At 52.2% G+C, this 14,082-nt stretch carries 13 protein-coding genes; 6 read left to right on the top strand and 7 right to left on the bottom strand.

Annotated elements, in window-relative coordinates:
• Positions 1 to 128: 128 nt before the first annotated feature.
• The 4 genes from dgkA (at position 129) to C1192_RS18550 (ending at position 2,938) form a co-directional block, all read left to right on the top strand.
• Positions 129 to 497, top strand: coding sequence for a diacylglycerol kinase (dgkA, locus tag C1192_RS18535; protein ID WP_000002905.1), 369 nt, complete (start codon positions 129 to 131; stop codon positions 495 to 497).
• A 109-nt stretch (positions 498 to 606) separates the two neighbouring features.
• Complete coding sequence (gene lexA, locus C1192_RS18540; RefSeq protein WP_000646076.1) at positions 607 to 1,215, top strand: transcriptional repressor LexA; 609 nt, start codon at positions 607 to 609, stop codon at positions 1,213 to 1,215.
• Between the two features lie 72 nt (positions 1,216 to 1,287).
• A complete protein-coding gene (dinF, locus tag C1192_RS18545; protein ID WP_038355653.1) occupies positions 1,288 to 2,613 on the top strand; it encodes an MATE family efflux transporter DinF in 1,326 nt (441 codons plus the stop codon).
• A gap of 115 nt (positions 2,614 to 2,728) precedes the next feature.
• A complete protein-coding gene (locus tag C1192_RS18550; protein ID WP_001030602.1) occupies positions 2,729 to 2,938 on the top strand; it encodes a CsbD family protein in 210 nt (69 codons plus the stop codon).
• Between the two features lie 41 nt (positions 2,939 to 2,979).
• On the opposite strand, the gene zur is transcribed toward C1192_RS18550, so the two are convergent.
• Positions 2,980 to 3,495: a zinc uptake transcriptional repressor Zur gene (zur, locus tag C1192_RS18555; protein ID WP_038355654.1), complete on the bottom strand. Its 516-nt coding sequence runs from the start codon at positions 3,493 to 3,495 to the stop codon at positions 2,980 to 2,982.
• Between the two features lie 153 nt (positions 3,496 to 3,648).
• Here zur and dusA point away from each other — a divergent pair, with 153 nt between their 5' ends.
• A complete protein-coding gene (dusA, locus tag C1192_RS18560; protein WP_038355655.1) occupies positions 3,649 to 4,644 on the top strand; it encodes a tRNA dihydrouridine(20/20a) synthase DusA in 996 nt (331 codons plus the stop codon).
• A gap of 135 nt (positions 4,645 to 4,779) precedes the next feature.
• Entirely contained in the window at positions 4,780 to 5,022 is a 243-nt protein-coding gene (gene pspG / locus C1192_RS18565; protein ID WP_000891405.1) for an envelope stress response protein PspG, read from the top strand.
• 224 nt (positions 5,023 to 5,246) lie between these two features.
• Here pspG and ltrA read toward each other — a convergent pair whose 3' ends face one another.
• The 6 genes from ltrA to C1192_RS18595 form a co-directional block, all read right to left on the bottom strand.
• Positions 5,247 to 6,599, bottom strand: coding sequence for a group II intron reverse transcriptase/maturase (gene ltrA / locus C1192_RS18570; RefSeq protein WP_103194782.1), 1,353 nt, complete (start codon positions 6,597 to 6,599; stop codon positions 5,247 to 5,249).
• A gap of 450 nt (positions 6,600 to 7,049) precedes the next feature.
• Positions 7,050 to 8,033 carry a quinone oxidoreductase gene (locus C1192_RS18575; RefSeq protein WP_000235536.1) on the bottom strand — a complete coding sequence of 328 codons (984 nt, stop codon included), beginning with the start codon at positions 8,031 to 8,033 and terminating at the stop codon, positions 7,050 to 7,052.
• Between the two features lie 83 nt (positions 8,034 to 8,116).
• Entirely contained in the window at positions 8,117 to 10,186 is a 2,070-nt protein-coding gene (locus C1192_RS18580; RefSeq protein WP_038354713.1) for an FAD-dependent oxidoreductase, read from the bottom strand.
• Positions 10,176 to 11,576 carry an MFS transporter gene (locus C1192_RS18585; protein ID WP_038354712.1) on the bottom strand — a complete coding sequence of 467 codons (1,401 nt, stop codon included), beginning with the start codon at positions 11,574 to 11,576 and terminating at the stop codon, positions 10,176 to 10,178. Before C1192_RS18585 ends, C1192_RS18580 begins: the two co-directional genes overlap by 11 nt.
• Positions 11,577 to 11,665: 89 nt before the next feature.
• Complete coding sequence (locus C1192_RS18590; RefSeq protein WP_000064839.1) at positions 11,666 to 12,445, bottom strand: enoyl-CoA hydratase/isomerase family protein; 780 nt, start codon at positions 12,443 to 12,445, stop codon at positions 11,666 to 11,668.
• Positions 12,438 to 14,009 carry an acyl CoA:acetate/3-ketoacid CoA transferase gene (locus C1192_RS18595; protein WP_038354711.1) on the bottom strand — a complete coding sequence of 524 codons (1,572 nt, stop codon included), beginning with the start codon at positions 14,007 to 14,009 and terminating at the stop codon, positions 12,438 to 12,440. Before C1192_RS18595 ends, C1192_RS18590 begins: the two co-directional genes overlap by 8 nt.
• Positions 14,010 to 14,082 lie beyond the last annotated feature (73 nt).

Raw genomic sequence — 14,082 nt, forward strand, 5'->3', positions numbered from 1 at the left:
AGGATAGCAGAAAGTCATGGGAAATTCTGTGGTATCCGCTCATGTTTCGCGCGGCGTTATGCAAACCCGAGTCATCGGATTTAACGGTACACTGATATTGACGCTCATAATGTAAAAAGGTTCTTTCAATGGCCAATAATACCACTGGATTCACTCGAATTATCAAAGCTGCTGGCTATTCCTGGAAAGGGTTACGCGCAGCATGGATCAACGAAGCGGCATTCCGTCAGGAAGGCGTTGCGGTATTGTTGGCGGTGATCATCGCCTGCTGGCTGGATGTGGACGCGATAACCCGCGTACTGCTTATTAGCTCCGTCATGTTGGTCATGATCGTAGAAATTCTCAATAGCGCCATCGAGGCCGTAGTTGACCGTATTGGCTCCGAATACCATGAGCTTTCCGGGCGAGCGAAAGATATGGGGTCCGCGGCGGTGTTGATCGCGATTATCGTCGCAGTGATTACCTGGTGCATCCTGTTATGGTCGCATTTTGGATAACCCTTCCAGAATTCGATAAATCTCTGGTTTATTGTGCAGTTTATGGTTCCAAAATCACCTTTTGCTGTATATACTCACAGCATAACTGTATATACACCCAGGGGGCGGAATGAAAGCGTTAACGGCCAGGCAGCAAGAGGTGTTTGATCTCATTCGTGATCACATCAGCCAGACAGGTATGCCGCCGACGCGTGCGGAAATCGCGCAGCGTTTGGGGTTCCGTTCCCCAAATGCGGCTGAAGAACATCTGAAGGCGCTGGCACGCAAAGGCGTTATTGAAATTGTTTCCGGCGCATCGCGCGGGATCCGTCTGTTGCATGAAGAGGAAGAAGGGCTGCCGCTGGTAGGCCGTGTGGCTGCTGGTGAACCGCTTCTGGCGCAACAGCATATTGAAGGTCATTATCAGGTCGATCCTTCCCTGTTCAAACCGAATGCCGATTTCCTGCTGCGCGTCAGCGGGATGTCGATGAAAGATATCGGCATTATGGATGGCGATCTGCTGGCAGTGCATAAAACCCAGGATGTACGTAATGGTCAGGTCGTTGTCGCGCGTATTGATGACGAAGTTACCGTTAAACGTCTGAAAAAGCAGGGTAATAAAGTCGAACTGCTGCCAGAAAACAGTGAGTTTAAACCGATTGTCGTTGACCTTCGTCAGCAGAGCTTCACTATTGAAGGGCTGGCAGTTGGGGTTATTCGCAACGGCGACTGGCTGTAATATATCTCTGATACCGCGATGCCGCCTGGCGTCGCGGTTTGTTTTTCATCTCTCTTCATCAGGCTTGTCGGCATGGCATTCCTCACTTCATCTGATAAAGCGCTCTGGCATCTCGCCTTACCCATGATCTTCTCCAATATTACCGTTCCTTTGCTGGGGTTGGTTGATACGGCGGTTATTGGTCATCTTGATAGTCCGGTTTATCTGGGCGGCGTGGCGGTTGGTGCAACGGCGACCAGCTTTCTCTTTATGCTGTTGCTGTTTTTGCGTATGAGTACTACCGGGCTTACTGCACAGGCTTTTGGTGCTCAAAATCCTCAGGCATTAGCGCGGGCGCTGGTGCAGCCGTTGCTGTTGGCGTTGGGGGCTGGGGCGTTGATTGCTCTACTGCGTACGCCGATTATCGATCTGGCGCTGCATATTGTTGGTGGTAGCGAAGCAGTGCTGGAACAGGCGCGGCGCTTTCTTGAAATCCGTTGGCTAAGCGCCCCGGCGTCGCTGGCGAATCTGGTGCTGCTTGGCTGGTTGCTCGGTGTGCAATATGCCCGTGCGCCAGTGATTTTGTTAGTGGTTGGCAATATCCTCAACATTGTGCTGGATATCTGGCTGGTGATGGGACTGCATATGAACGTGCAGGGCGCAGCGCTGGCGACGGTTGTTGCAGAATATGCGACGTTGCTGATTGGTCTGCTCATGGTACGTAAAATCCTCAAACTGCGCGGTATCTCCGGCGAAATGCTGAAAACAGCCTGGCGAGGAAACTTCCGTCGCTTACTGGCGCTTAACCGCGACATCATGCTTCGCTCATTGCTGTTGCAACTCTGCTTTGGCGCAATAACGGTTATTGGCGCGCGGCTGGGGAGCGATATTATCGCTGTTAACGCGGTTCTGATGACGTTACTCACCTTCACCGCCTATGCGTTGGATGGCTTTGCCTACGCCGTTGAAGCGCATTCTGGTCAGGCGTATGGCGCGCGTGACGGTAGTCAATTGCTGGATATCTGGCGCGCAGCGTGCCGCCAGTCAGGTGTCGTGGCACTGTTGTTTTCTGTAGTTTATCTGCTGGCAGGGGAACACATTATCGCGTTGCTGACCTCGTTAACCCAAATTCAGAATCTGGCCGAGCGTTACCTTATCTGGCAGGTCATTTTGCCGCTGGTGGGAGTCTGGTGTTATCTGCTGGATGGCATGTTTATTGGCGCAACGCGCGCCGCCGAAATGCGAAACAGCATGGCAGTGGCAGCGGCAGGTTTTGCACTTACGTTACTCACATTGCCGTGGTTGGGTAATCATGGGTTGTGGTTGGCATTAACCGTCTTTCTGGCTCTGCGCGGGCTTTCTCTGGCGGCTATCTGGCGGCGTCATTGGCGCAATGGAACCTGGTTTGCTGAAACGTGATGGTTAAAAATTCTGAATAAATAATCCTGAGCCAAATTCCTGACTACACTTAATCCCACGTTCAGAAGAAAAGCGAGCGTACTCTCATTCACCACCTAACGATGAGGACTTGAATATGAATAAAGACGAAGTCGGCGGTAACTGGAAACAGTTCAAAGGTAAAGTGAAAGAGCAATGGGGAAAACTGACCGATGATGATATGACGGTCATTGAAGGTAAACGTGACCAGTTAGTGGGTAAAATCCAGGAACGTTACGGTTACCAGAAAGATCAGGCAGAGAAAGAGGTTGATAGCTGGGAAAAACGCCATGATTACCGCTGGTAATTAATCCCTCCTGCCCGATGTGTACAAGGACGTACGCCCTCTTAACGTGGTTTCTTTTTCACCTGTACAGAGTGGTCATGCTGGCACTGATCATGATGGCGACACGCTTCTACTTCCACGCACGCTGCACATAATCCGTGCGCTTCAATCACATTATGCCGCAGGGCAAAACCCATTTTTGCCGCCAGTGTATGCATGATGTTTTCTACACCTTCCGCACACTCTTCTTTCACTGCGCCGCAGCGATCGCAAATAAACATTGCGGAGGTATGAGTTGGTTGATCAAACAGGTGGCAGAGCACATAGCTGTTGGTGGATTCCACCTTATGTACAAAACCCTGCTCAAGCAGAAAATCTAGTGCGCGATAAACCGTTGGCGGCTTGGCTTGCGGCTCGGCTTCACGCAGCAAATCAAGCAGATCGTAGGCGCTGATTGCCCCTTCCTGCAGACTCATCAAACGTAACACTTCCAGGCGCTGCGGGGTCAGGCGCACATTTCGCTGCGCACAGAGTTTCTCAGCCTGCGCTAATAACTCCTGCGTTGTGGTCTTTTCCATTGGGCACCTCAAAGTGGGGTTAAGAATGTCCTTACTTTACCATAGTTCTCACTTAAACGCCGAGAACAGGGGACATAGCTGTCACATTGCCTGATCGCATATTCGTTATGCTATAGTAGCGCCCCAAATTCACCGGATGCTTAAAAAATCGCCATGTCAGCAGAATCACAAACCGCTTATCCCGCACACCGTTTCTCGATTGCTCCTATGCTCGACTGGACGGACAGACACTGCCGCTATTTCCTGCGTCTGCTTTCCCGCAATACGTTGCTCTATACCGAAATGGTGACCACCGGGGCGATTATTCACGGTAAAGGTGATTACCTGGCGTACAGTGAAGAAGAGCATCCGGTGGCGTTGCAGTTGGGTGGAAGCGATCCGGCGGCGCTGGCGCAATGTGCGAAGCTGGCACAAGCGCGCGGATACGATGAGATCAACCTGAATGTTGGCTGCCCATCTGACCGGGTGCAGAACGGGATGTTTGGCGCGTGCCTGATGGGCAATGCGCAATTGGTAGCCGACTGCGTGAAAGCGATGCGCGATGTGGTGTCGATTCCGGTGACGGTGAAAACGCGTATTGGCATTGATGATCAGGACAGTTATGAATTTCTCTGTGATTTCATCAACACTGTTTCCGGCAAAGGTGAATGCGAGATGTTTATCATCCACGCGCGTAAAGCCTGGCTTTCTGGTTTAAGTCCGAAAGAAAACCGTGAAATCCCGCCGCTCGATTACCCGCGCGTCTATCAACTGAAGCGTGATTTCCCGCATCTGACGATGTCGATTAACGGTGGTATTAAGTCACTGGAAGAGGCTAAAGCGCATTTGCAACATATGGATGGTGTGATGGTCGGGCGCGAGGCGTATCAAAACCCCGGCATTCTGGCGGCGGTGGATCGTGAGATTTTTGGTTCCTCGGATACCGATGCCGATCCGGTGGCGGTGGTACGAGCCATGTATCCGTACATTGAACGCGAGCTTAGCCAGGGTACGTATCTCGGTCATATCACCCGCCATATGTTGGGGTTGTTCCAGGGGATCCCTGGCGCGCGGCAGTGGCGGCGTTATTTAAGTGAAAATGCCCATAAAGCAGGTGCCGATATTAACGTGCTGGAACGCGCGCTCAAACTGGTGGCGGACAAGCGTTAATTTTTCACCATAAAGTAGTCAAATTCACTACGCCCTGCGCACGGTCGCGGGGCGTTTTCTTTGATAAATCAATATATTAGTTTTTGGCATGATTCTTGTAATGGCAGCAAGAGATTTCATTTTTGGGAGAACATCATGCTGGAACTACTTTTCGTTATTGGCTTTTTTGTCATGTTGATGGTCACTGGTGTTTCGTTGCTGGGTATTATCGCCGCGCTGGTTGTGGCGACGGCCATTATGTTCCTCGGCGGTATGCTGGCATTGATGATCAAGTTGTTGCCGTGGCTGTTGTTGGCGATTGCAGTAGTGTGGGTAATCAAGACGATTAAAGCACCAAAAGTGCCGAAATATCAGCGCTATGACCGCTGGCGTTACTAAGGGATTGTGCGGATGATCACAACCTAAGGTTTTATCCTTAGAACAAAATAGGAATTGATAATCAAATCTGTCACTATTGCGCGTCAAACAAATTCATCGAGCTGTACCCTACATACAGCCGAACTATAATCGGGATAGGAGCTGATCTCACGATCAGCTTCCTCCCACACCACCGTACGTACGGGGCCGTATACGGCGGTTCGGTTATGTTGATCGTCGCCTGCCTATACTTCTGGCAGGCCCAGTCTGGAGAACAGCTTATTGGGGAGTGCTATATTCAGTGCCGGACTACAGCTTATCCGCCACTCTTTATGGCAGCTTCCTGCTGTTTGCGCCGCAAGGTCCTTGCTTACGCCTCGACTGCGCAACTCCCTGAAGCGGTTGCGGCCCGTTTTCCACTGTTTCCAGAGTATGCTTCGCAGCCTGCGCCTTATCCATCCGTTCAGCTCTCGCATCAGCGATGGCCTCTGGTTCAGCCCGTAGTAACTTTTCCAGCCCGTCAGATATCGTCTTAGCGGCTGAGTTAGCTGTTCAAGGCTTCTCCCTGTGTTGCGTCCGGTCAGTGCTCTTATCCGCATTTTGAACCGTTTTATCGACTCCGGCGATACCACGCACCATACCTTCCGCCCCCTTATGAAGCTGTATCCAAGGAACTTGCGCGTTTCAGGGCGTGCTACAGCACTCTTCTTCGCGTTGACCTTCAGCTTCAGTTTATGGCTCAGCCAGTGCGTCAACCCCGCCATGATCCGGTTGCCTGCCCGTTCGCTTTTCACGTAGACATTACAGTCGTCTGCGTACCGCACGAACTTCAGACCACGTTTCTCCAGTTCCTTGTCGAGGTCGTCAAGCAGCAGGTTCGATAGCAGCGGCGACAGTGGGCCGCCCTGCGGCGTTCCTTCTGTCACCGGCCTTACCAGACCTGCGTCCATCACCCCTGCATTCAGGAACCTGCGGATAAGTGACAACACCCGTTTATCCGATACTCGTTTCTCTATCCGGCTCATCAGCACATCGTGATTTACCCGGTCGAAGAACTTCTCCAGATCGAGGTCGACCACCCAGTGATACCCGGCCCCGATATGTTCCCGGGCTTGTATCACTGCCTGGTGGGCCGAACGACCGGGACGGAACCCGTAGCTGTTGTCGCTGAACGAGCTATCCCACTGTGCCTGCAATACCTGCATCATCGCCTGCTGGATGAAGCGATCCACCACCGTCGGGATGCCCAGCAGACGTTCGCCGCCGCCGGGCTTCGGTATGGACACTCTTCTCACAGGAGATGGGCGGTATCTGCCGGACAGCAGTTGCGCTTTCAGCTCTGGCCAGTGGTGCCTCAGGTAGTCCGGCAGTTCGCTTACGCGCATACCATCGACTCCCGCTGCACCTTTGTTGGCTTTAACTCTTTTCAGGGCTTGCCTGAGATTGACTGGTTCACAAATGGCTTCCATCAGCCACACTGTTGACGACGGACTTTCTCTGTTCGTCGGTGCCTGCACGGTTTCAGCCCCCGGAAGGGCGGCGTTCGGGGCTTCACCCCGTTCCCCGGCCTCAGGGTCGCGATGCGTTTTCTGCTGCATGACCGTTCAGAACCTCCGTTGATACTCGTCACTCATTACCGTTCGGGCCTTCGGGTGTCATGCCCTACTATGCCCTCTGCTGACTCCTGTCCGCCGGTCAGCGCCCCTTACGGTACGCTCAGTTCTGGATACAGAACGACGGACAGGCCTCCCGGGGTAAGTTCAGCCGCCTTCACCACACACCTGTCCGATTTACCACCCCGGTTCTTGATGGTTATGGCCTTCGCAATTCTTTGCTTGCTCCGCCAACCGGGTAGGCCTCGTATCGGATTTCTGTTCGTCAGGTCATGGATTTGCTTCACGCTTCCTTCAGACCCCGCCTCACGACGACGCCCTTGCGCTTCGCTAGTCCTTCGCCACCATCAGGCTGGACAGGGGACTTTCACCCCCGAGCTGCTGAACATGCCCGGCACACAAAGAAAGGGCTTCCCAGGTGGAAGCCCAATTTCTTTATGGGATCAGTAGACTGGAACCCTGCGTTGCCCGGCTTTCCAGAATCTCATGCGCGCGCCGCGCATCCTTCAGCGGATATTTTTGTTGCTCCGCGACATCGACCTTAATCACGCCGCTGGCAATTAATGAAAACAGTTCATTACTGGCTTCGGTTAACTCATCCCGCGTGGTGATATAGCCTTGCAAGGAAGGGCGCGTCACATACAGCGAGCCTTTCTGATTGAGAATGCCTAAGTTCACACCGGTAACCGCGCCTGATGAGTTGCCAAAACTGACCATTAAACCGCGACGTTGCAGACAATCCAGCGACCGTTCCCAGGTATCTTTGCCTACGGAATCGTATACCACGCGCACTTTCTTGCCGTCGGTGATCTCTTTTAATCGCTCGACCAGATTTTCGTCGCGATAGTTAATCACCTGCCATGCCCCGGCTTTTATGGCACTTTGTGCTTTTTGCGCGGTGCTCACGGTGCCAATAAGTTTCGCCCCTAAGGCTTTCGCCCACTGACAGGCTATCAGGCCCACACCACCCGCCGCGGCATGAAACAGGAATTGCTCGTCAGGTTTGATTTCATAGGTTTTACGCAGCAGATAATAAACCGTTAAGCCTTTCAGGAACGAGGCGGCAGCTTGCTCAAAAGAGATCGCTGCTGGCAGAATCGCTGCTTTATCAGCATTGACGTTATGCACAGAACTGTAAGCCCCTAATGCCGCCTGCGCATAGACCACGCGATCGCCTGCTTTAATATGTTTCACACTACTGCCGACTTTACTTACTATGCCAGCCGCTTCGGTGCCTAATCCACTGGGCAGTGATGGCGGCGGATAAAGGCCGCTGCGGATATACGTGTCGATAAAATTGATGCCAATCGCTTTATTTTCGACCTGGATTTCATTCTCTGCTGGATCGGCAGGAGTAAACTCCACGGCTTGCAGTACTTCCGGGCCACCATGCTTGTGAAATTCGATGCGCGTTGCCATTTAAACTCCTTTACTGAGCGACATATCTGTTTTAAGCCTAACAGTAGTCGCCAGGCCACGCGGGGATTTTTTCCGGTCTGCGGTCACAACCCGGAATATCTCTGGTCAGTATGAAACAGCGTCGCCAAAATCCAGTTTTGCCACTGGTGCTCAAAGTTGGTTAGCGTTAATACGCCTCGCTCACGGCACGGGCGAGTCCAGGTTTGGTAACTATTAGCATCCAGACAAACACAAATCATAAATTGCCGGGCATCCTGATTTTCAGGCCGAAAACGCCAGGTCAGGAGTGGCCCACCGGGTGTTTGCGGTGCGATACCGGCTTCACCATCATAGATCGCTCTGGCACCACGACTTCCTCCACCGTTTTCGATATAGCATTGTAAAGAGCGTAGTACCGCCAGCGCCAGTTGCGCACTTTGCCGCCACTGGAAAGATTGGGCGAGGCTGTTTTCATCGCTTTGAATACCTTCCCGGCGAATATCTTCACAGAGTGTTGCTATGGTTTGCGTGGCAGCGTTGATCCCCTGTGTATGACACAAAATTGCGGCATGGTGGCTCATGGTATTTTGTATCGCTTCTCGCACGTTGTCGCGCAGCAGTCCTTGATTCAGGTACTGTTGCGCCTCGTTAATCGTACTGAGAATTTGTTGCCTCTCGAGAGGGAGGTTTTGGCTTTTCTGATGAGCAATATGCAATGCACAGCGGCGGGCGAAAACTTGCCCGGCATTGAGCGCTGATCCACCAGGGCGCGTGACACCATGTGTTCCGGCATTTTCTCCGACAGCATAACAACCAATTAGCGAGGTACGCCCCCAAATATCAACATCAATTCCGCCATTAAGATGTTGATTGTTTAACGTAAATTTTAGTGGTGAGGCAGTCAGGTCATGACCATGCATCTGATACAAACGAAGAGCCAGTGGATTCATCTGTGTTAATCGAGCCAGTGGTTGCGCTAACAGAGCGTGATTTTCTTGCAGATAGCCGATGACATCATCATCCAGTTCCTGCAGGTTGAATGGCGTTCCGTCCGCTGCGGGGGCCGGTTCCTGCAGAAAATCGAGGAAAACATCGCGCCCTTTTTGTGTCTCCTCATATACCGCGACATCTAGCAGGCTGGAGCCATATTCCAGCATTCGTTCCGCGTGAAACGGCCATTGGTAACCTTTGCGAAATATAGCGGAGGCCAGCATACGAGTCGTGGGGTAATAAGCTGCCAGAAAATTATACTGACGTCCGGAGTGGTCCTGCGAGTAGATGCGCGGCATTGCTTGCATGTAAGTACCGGAAAGATTCCACGGAAACTGGCTGCGCGGTGTACCGATACCAAACTGACTTTCCGTAAGATTCACCAGGGTTATACCTGCTTCCAGTGCCATGCCCAACGCACTAAAGCAGTTCACCGGATAGACACTGTCACGATAAAGTTCACCAGGCCCCCCCGTGGCTAAAACCAGATGTTGGCAGCGAATCACTACCATTCGCCAGGGATTATCCCGACAGGCTTTATCGATTGCGATCACCCCTGCGACTCGTCTATTTTCTCCTTCATCACTGGTCAGGATACGAATCGCTGTTGTGTGATCGCAAAGAGGGATATTAAGGCGCATTGCCTCCTGAGCCAGCACCTTAACCATCAGGCGCGATGTGCGTGGGCCGCAACTGGTTGCGCGGCCAAACTCATCGTGATCGGTTTGATAACGCAACGTTGCGCCAAAGAGATCTTCTGGCAAATCCAGACCCAGATATTTCAGTACTTCACAGGTGTTCACTGATCCGACGGCCTCAACATATGCAGTGTCATAATCCATCGAACCACCCGCCGCCAGAGAGTCACTTAATGCCAGAAAATGGTCACCATTTGCACGAGTATTGGCGGTGTGAAGCGTTTGTTTATCAGAACCAGAACAGGCGGAAGTGCCCCAGAAGGCTTTGCTGGAGGCTACCATCACATCGACATTCTGTCGCTTGAGCTCAACTGCGGCACGCCACCCGGCGGCACCGCTTCCCAAAACCAGAGTGTTGCAAAGGTACTCTGGCAATAGTGAACCGTTGAGGTCGATATACCCGCTGGTCTGAGCCAGCGGTGCGTAATGGGGCATTTTCACGTCTATCAGGGAATCGATAATGGATTCAGAGACATTATGCGTCATGGTATGACCCCGTAGTTTGATTGCGTCGGGAGACGGTGATCACGCTTGCATCGGCCAGATCATCAAGATCACGATCGCGTGTTTCTGGCGCAAAAAAGGTCGCAATGATCGTGCCAACGGTCAACAGACTGAGGTAAATCGCAATTGGCATCCAGGCGGCAATACCGCTTGGATCGTTGGTGTGAATTACCCAGGAGATGATGGCTGAGCCAACCAGCGGGGCGATCCCACCCGCGATAACTGCAGAAACTTCCCTTGCCAGTGCTACACCAATATAACGATGGCGGGCACCAAACAATTCCGGCAGGAAAGCGCCCTGAGCGCCGAACATCCCCCACGCCCCAACACCCAACGCCAGAGAAAGAGAGACAATCGTGACCGGAACATTGCCGTGGCTGAAAGACCACCATACCGGAAAGGTGATCAATAGCTGAAAAATTGCCAGGCTGCGATAGACAATAACCCTACCGAAGCGGTCTGTCAGCCAACCAGCAACGGGCACCATAATTGCGCCTACCACCACCGCGGACATTAGACACAGTGTGCCGACCGATTTATCCAGCTCAACCACACCAACGATATAGCTAATAGCTAAAGCCTGATAAATCGAAGAGCCGCTGTTTTCTGCCAGGCGCAAACCAATCCCCACGAAGACGTTGCGGCGTGACGTTTTCAGCAAATTGCGTAAAGGTGATTCTGTAACTTGTTGGCGAGCTTCAAGTTTGGCGAATGACGGTGACTCTTTAAGATGCAGACGAATATAAATGGCCACCGCGATAATCACCACGCTGGAGAGGAAGGGCAGACGCCACCACCAGGTTTCGGCAAGATTTGTCACATTGTGGAGCAGGATGAAGTAAACGGCAGATGCCATAAACGTACCAATCTGAATACCAAGGAACGGCAGCGCAGCGTAATAACCCCGTTTGCCGTTGGGGGCATATTCGGTCATCAGTACAGCCGCTCCAGCCTGTTCCGCACCCGCGCCAAGCCCTTGTAACAGGCGTAATGCGATAAGCATGATCGGTGCCCAGATCCCTGCTGTTTCGTAGGTGGGTAAAACCCCAATCAACGTGCTGGCGATCCCCATTAACAACACCGTTGCGAGCAGGACAAATTTACGTCCCAGACGATCACCTAATGAGCCGAAGAGAATGCCGCCTACCGGTCTGACGGCAAACCCGAGAAAGTAAGTACCAAAACTGGCGATAAGCGCCATTCCCGGTTCCTGATTAGGAAAAAAGAGTGGCCCAAAAATAATGGCGGAGGCCAGGCTGTAAAGTGCGAAATCGTAGTATTCCAGTGCGCTGCCGAGAGAGCAGGTCCACGCCGCGCGACGTAGATCTGCTGATGAAACATTCGTTTTTTCAGCTAGTTGTGTAGGTTGCATGATGTATCTCCTTTCAGACGGATAAAAGAGATCCGCCCAAAATCAATGGGATTCTGCGTTGTTGTTAAAATCCAAAATGAAACGTTAAGTTATCGGGCGCTAAAGTTCGGTTGACGCTTCTCGGCAAATGCCTGACTGCCTTCACGAGCATCTTGAGTAGTGGAGGAAAAAGCGCCAGCCAGTGCTTCAAGCGTTGAGGCCACGGCAATACCTTCACCGGCATCAATAACCTGTTTGGCTAGCTGCACAGCAATGGGAGCGCGCTGGGCGATACGTTGTGCCAGTTGCTGCCCGGCATCGTGTAACGCTTCTCTGGCGACAACACGATTTACCAGTCCGCAGGACAGTGCACGTTGCGCATCCAGTGGTTCGCCCGTAAATATCAATTCTTTCACCAGTGAGCGCCCAATCAGTGCCGTCAGCCGCTGAGTACCTGACCAGCCAGGCACTGTCGCCAGCCCGGTTTCTGGTAGCGCCATCCGTGCTTCGTCGCTACAAATACGGATATCGGCGGTAGCAGCCAGTTCCAGGCCACCGCCATAGGCGAGGCCGTGCATCAGAGCAATTACGGGCTGTGGCAGTTGTGCCAGTGCGTCAAATGCCTGATGACCGCGACGGATCCAGTTGCGCCACATATCGAGCGCAGAAAGAGAGGACCAGCGATGAATATCCGCGCCGACACAAAATGCTTTTTCACTGGCACTGGTCAGTAGTACCACGCGGATCTCCGAATCAGTTTCCAGCGTATGGCAATGTGTCAGTAGCTGTTCAAGCATCTCCGGAGTTAATGCGTTGAGTTTCGCCGGGCGGTTAATCACCAGTGTGGCAACGAAATCGTTGCGCAGGAGGTCAATGGTGCCGTTACTCATGGTCACTTCCTTGTTGAAAATAGAGGGGATTCATTAACTGGAGATCGTCTGCCAGACGGAGTGGGGCATCGCTTTGGGAGAGAATGTCGCGTTCAGGCTCAATACCCGGGGCAATTTCCGTGACCAGTAACCCGTCTGGTGTTAATTCCAACACGCAGCGTTCAGTGATGTATTGCACTTGTTGACCTCGCGCCATCGCGCGTTTGCCAGAGAACGTCATGTGGGCGACTTCTTGCACCAGTTTTTTGGCTTTGCCTTCTTTAATGATACGTAGTTGGCCATCTTCCAGTTGTAGCTGTGCACCTGCATTGAAAAAGCCAGAGAAAATAATCCGCTTCGCATGTGAAGTGATATCAATAAAACCACCGCATCCGGCAGTCACATGTGGACGAGCGGGCAGATGCGAGACGTTTACTGAGCCATCTGCGCCGATTTGTAAAAATGACATCAGAGTGAGATCAAAGCCACCGCCCTGGAAATAGGTGAATTGCTGGGGAGAGGGCAAAAATGCTTCCGCATTAGAAGCGCAGCCGAACTGAAATTCCAGCAGTGGAACTCCGCCAATCGCCCCTTGTTCCAGCAGCCAGGTGACGTCACCGTGGCGACCTTGTTCCAGCAAAATACGCGGCACGTTGGCAGAAATACCAAAGCCAATATTTACCGCATCACCACGTTGTAGTTCTTGCGCGACTCGCTGGGCAATAACCCGCGCCGGGCTATGTTCCATATAACTAAAGTCTGACAGCGGACGACTGATTTCGCCGGAAATAGCAGGTTCGTATTGCGTTTGCGTGGTTTGTGTTTGTTCCGGTGCAATTACGATGTAATCCACCAATACACCAGGAATACGCACCTCTTTTGGTTTCAGGCTTCCGGCAGCAACCTGCCGTTTTACTTGCGCAATTACGATTCCACCGTTATTGCGAACGGCGGTGGCTTGTTCCAGTGGCCCAAGATAAGCCCCTTCATGTTCATAAGTCAGATTGCCGCGTTCATCGGCAGTAGTAGCGCGAATGATAGCCACCTGGGGCACGATACTGGGGAAAAACAGCCAGTCGTCGTTAGCAAATCGAACACGTTCAACCAGAGATTGTTGCGCCGCTTTTTCATTCATTGCACCGCCCTGCAACAGGGGATCTACATAAGTATCCATACCTGTTTGTGTCAGCACGCCAGGGCGATGAGCCGCGGCTTCCCGGTGCATATCAAATAAGATCCCGGAAGGCAGATTCCAGGCGGGGATCGCGTTGTCATTGATCATTTGCCAGATTAACGGAGGCGTCATTGATGATGGCCCGGAGGGGTAGGAGCCCGCGATCACTTTTGCCAGTAAGCCCGGTTGCGCCAGATGATCGACACCTTTTACGCCATACATATCACCTGCAGCGATAGGGTGGATGGTAGTGATGTTTTGCGGATGTCCGGCACGTTGAAAGCGTTCACCTATTGCCGCCAGCACGACATCCGGGCAACCCATTCCACTGGAGGAGGAGACGGTGACAACTGCGCCATCAGCAATCAAATCTGCAGCTTCCGATGCAGTGATCGTGCGTACAGAGCACATAATAATTTCCTTATTTCGATATAAAAATAATTAAAAATATGCATGTATAACAATGTAATAGTGATTATAAATT

This window comes from Escherichia marmotae (assembly GCF_002900365.1).
Classification (GTDB): domain Bacteria; phylum Pseudomonadota; class Gammaproteobacteria; order Enterobacterales; family Enterobacteriaceae; genus Escherichia; species Escherichia marmotae.

Coding starts and splice junctions, on each gene's coding strand:
- ltrA (WP_103194782.1), bottom strand. CDS start 6,599: ATGCAGCAGAAAACGCATCGCGACCCTGAGGCCGGGGAACGGGGTGAA.
- zur (WP_038355654.1), bottom strand. CDS start 3,495: ATGGAAAAGACCACAACGCAGGAGTTATTAGCGCAGGCTGAGAAACTC.
- dinF (WP_038355653.1), top strand. CDS start 1,288: ATGGCATTCCTCACTTCATCTGATAAAGCGCTCTGGCATCTCGCCTTA.
- C1192_RS18595 (WP_038354711.1), bottom strand. CDS start 14,009: ATGTGCTCTGTACGCACGATCACTGCATCGGAAGCTGCAGATTTGATT.
- C1192_RS18550 (WP_001030602.1), top strand. CDS start 2,729: ATGAATAAAGACGAAGTCGGCGGTAACTGGAAACAGTTCAAAGGTAAA.
- C1192_RS18575 (WP_000235536.1), bottom strand. CDS start 8,033: ATGGCAACGCGCATCGAATTTCACAAGCATGGTGGCCCGGAAGTACTG.
- C1192_RS18585 (WP_038354712.1), bottom strand. CDS start 11,576: ATGCAACCTACACAACTAGCTGAAAAAACGAATGTTTCATCAGCAGAT.
- dgkA (WP_000002905.1), top strand. CDS start 129: ATGGCCAATAATACCACTGGATTCACTCGAATTATCAAAGCTGCTGGC.
- dusA (WP_038355655.1), top strand. CDS start 3,649: ATGTCAGCAGAATCACAAACCGCTTATCCCGCACACCGTTTCTCGATT.
- C1192_RS18590 (WP_000064839.1), bottom strand. CDS start 12,445: ATGAGTAACGGCACCATTGACCTCCTGCGCAACGATTTCGTTGCCACA.
- pspG (WP_000891405.1), top strand. CDS start 4,780: ATGCTGGAACTACTTTTCGTTATTGGCTTTTTTGTCATGTTGATGGTC.
- lexA (WP_000646076.1), top strand. CDS start 607: ATGAAAGCGTTAACGGCCAGGCAGCAAGAGGTGTTTGATCTCATTCGT.
- C1192_RS18580 (WP_038354713.1), bottom strand. CDS start 10,186: ATGACGCATAATGTCTCTGAATCCATTATCGATTCCCTGATAGACGTG.